Source organism: Paraburkholderia sp. SIMBA_030, assembly GCF_046535245.1.
GTDB lineage: Bacteria > Pseudomonadota > Gammaproteobacteria > Burkholderiales > Burkholderiaceae > Paraburkholderia.
Window position 1 is genome coordinate 1 of record NZ_JAWRXB010001788.1, and the last position, 230, is coordinate 230.

The following is a 230-nucleotide window of genomic DNA, read 5'->3' on the forward strand; positions in this document are numbered from 1 at the left end:
GATCTGGCCTTCGAGCCCGGCTGCTTTCACGCGCTGCGTCGCGAGATCGAACTGGTTCTGCGACAGCGTCACGCCCACGCACTTCGCGCCGAACTTCTGCGCCGCGCGCAGCACGAGCGCGCCCCAGCCGCAGCCGATATCGAGCAGACGCTGGCCCGGCTGCACCTGGATCTTCGTCAGGATGTGATCGATCTTCTTGATCTGCGCGGTGGCGAGGTCTTCGTGGCCGT

Annotated in this window: 1 protein-coding gene; it reads right to left on the bottom strand. The window is 66.1% G+C overall.

All coding sequences use genetic code 11. The features are described 5' to 3' along the window. Positions 1-230, bottom strand: a 230-nt coding sequence (locus SB772_RS46135; protein ID WP_410839285.1) for an SAM-dependent methyltransferase, incomplete at both ends; no start/stop codon positions are given.